The sequence below is a fragment of the Pseudomonas sp. BS-2016 genome, from assembly GCF_001806145.1.
Taxonomy (GTDB): domain Bacteria; phylum Pseudomonadota; class Gammaproteobacteria; order Pseudomonadales; family Pseudomonadaceae; genus Aquipseudomonas; species Aquipseudomonas lundensis.
On sequence record NZ_MLCT01000126.1, the window covers coordinates 1 to 2333 of the forward strand.

3 protein-coding genes are annotated in these 2333 nt (G+C 61.9%); 1 reads left to right on the top strand and 2 read right to left on the bottom strand.

Annotated elements, in window-relative coordinates:
- Together BKD70_RS22925 and BKD70_RS22930 are read right to left on the bottom strand one after the other, a co-directional pair.
- The coding region (locus tag BKD70_RS22925) for an ABC transporter ATP-binding protein (RefSeq protein WP_175441028.1) at positions 1-478 on the bottom strand (478 nt) is incomplete at its 3' end.
- A gap of 7 nt (positions 479-485) precedes the next feature.
- A complete protein-coding gene (locus BKD70_RS22930; RefSeq protein ID WP_054899068.1) occupies positions 486-1736 on the bottom strand; it encodes a lipoprotein-releasing ABC transporter permease subunit in 1251 nt (416 codons plus the stop codon).
- 94 nt (positions 1737-1830) lie between these two features.
- On the opposite strand from BKD70_RS22930, the gene BKD70_RS22935 reads away from it, so the two are divergent.
- Positions 1831-2333, top strand: a 503-nt coding sequence (locus tag BKD70_RS22935) for a PilZ domain-containing protein (protein ID WP_070415463.1), incomplete at its 3' end; no start/stop codon positions are given.

The following is a 2333-nucleotide window of genomic DNA, read 5'->3' on the forward strand; positions in this document are numbered from 1 at the left end:
CACGGGCAATCGCCACGCGCTGGCGCTCACCACCGGACAACTCCGCTGGCTTGTGCTCCAGGCGGTGGCCGAGGCCGACGCGCTCGAGCAAGGCCGTGGCACGCTGACGCGCTTCAGGAATCGCGGTCTTGCCAATCAACAGCGGCATGCACACGTTTTCCAGGGCGGTGAATTCCGGCAGCAAGTGGTGGAACTGGTACACAAAGCCCAACGAGCGGTTGCGCAGTTGGCCGCGGGCCTTTTCATTCAAGGCCGAGAGTTCTTCACCGGCCAGCCATACGCTGCCCTGGGACGGCGTGTCGAGGCCGCCCAACAGGTTGAGCAAGGTACTCTTGCCGGAACCGGAACTGCCGACGATCGCCACACGCTCGCCAGGGTGCAGTTCAAGCTGCAGGTTGGACAGCACCACCACCGACTCCGGGCCTTCCTCGTAGGATTTGCCCAGGTTGCGGCAGCTCAGGATTGCTTTTTCACTCATGCCCGATTCACTCATAACGTAATGCCTGTGCTGGCTGGGTACGTGCCGCGCGCCAGGCTGGATACAGGGTGGCAAGGAAGCTCAGGACCAACGCAGCGCCGCCCACCATCAGCACGTCCTGGGTTTGCACCTGGGACGGCAAGTAATCGATGAAGTAGACGTCGGCGTTGAGAAACTTGTGGCCGATCACCTTTTCAAGCAGGGCGATGGCGGCGCTGACGTTCAGCGCGGCCAGAATGCCCACCGCCGTGCCGATCAAGGTGCCGACCACGCCGATCACGGTGCCCTGCACCATGAAGATCGCCATGATCTGCCCCGGCGTGGCGCCCAACGTACGCAGGATGGCGATGTCGCCCTTCTTGTCGTTCACCACCATCACCAGCGTGGAGATGATGTTGAAGGCCGCCACGGCGACGATCAGCAACAACAACAGGCCGATCATGGCTTTTTCCATGCGGATGGCCTGATACAGGTTGCCGTGGGTGCGGGTCCAGTCGCGAGCGTAGTACTCGGTTTCACCCAGGTGCTGGGCAATTTCCCAGGCGCCGCGCGGCGCATCGAACAGGTCGTTGAATTTCAGGCGCAGGCCCTGCACCTGGTCGGGCTGCCAGCGATGCAGGCGGGCCAGGTCGGTGAGATTGGTCAGGCCGATGTAACCGTCGATCTCGCCAGCGCCGACGTGGAAGGTGCCCACCACGGTAAAGCGCTTCATGCGCGGGAACATGCCGGCCGGGGTCACGGTGACTTCCGGGGCGACGAAGGTCAGCTTGTCGCCAACCTCTACGCCCAGCTTGGCCGCGGCCTTGTCACCGATGACGATGCCAAAGCTGCCCGGCGACAGCTCGTCGAGCTTACCTTGCAGCATGAACTTGTCGATGATCGAGACGTTGCGCTCCTGGGCCGGGTCGATGCCGTTGAGCAGGATCTTCTGCACTTTGCCGTCATTGGTCAGCAACCCCTGCATCTGGGTAAACGGCGCTACCGCCACCACCTTGGGGTTCTGCTGGACCTTGGCGGCCAGGCTTTGCCAGTCGTTGATGGGCGCATCGCCCTCGATGGTCGCGTGGGGCACCATGCCCAGCACGCGGGTGCGCATCTCATGATCGAAGCCATTCATCACCGACAGCACCACGATCATCACGACCACGCCCAGGGCGAGACCGATCATCGAGGTCAAGGAAATGAACGACACAAAATGATTGCGACGCTTTGCACGGGTATAACGCGTGCCGATAAATACGAAGAGAGGTCTGAACATGTCGGGGCTTGTTCGGAGGAAAAGAAGACGTCCCGGTGGCGGGGTCTGGTCAGCAGCTTTACACTCAGACCATTACCGTTACCTGGGGTTCGCCATGTCGACATTAGATGAAGAAGAGCGCCGCGAATACTACCGTATCGACGACATGATCGCACTTCAAATCAAACCCCTGTCGGGCCCCGACGCGGCGAGCAAGGAAGTGTTGCTGGATGATTCACCGCTGTTCAATCTGCTCAGCGAGCTGCACTTGAGCGAATTCGAAGCCCAGCACCTGCTGCGCCAGATCAGCGAGAAAGACCGCAGCCTGGCGGCCTTCCTCAAAGTGCAGAACAAACGCCTGGATCTGCTCAGCCAGGTCATGGCTCGCGGTTTGCTGAACGAGGTGGGTGCGCCGCAACCGGTGATCCTCTCCGAGGGCGGCATCGACTTCCAGCACCCGACACCGCTGGCCGCCGACACTCACCTGGCGGTCAAGCTGGTGCTGATGCCCCAGGCGCTCGGCCTGTTGCTGCGCGCGCGGGTGACCCATTGCGACCCCAAGGGCGACGGCTTTGATGTGGGCACGGAGTTCGAGTCCATGACCGACGCCCAACGCCA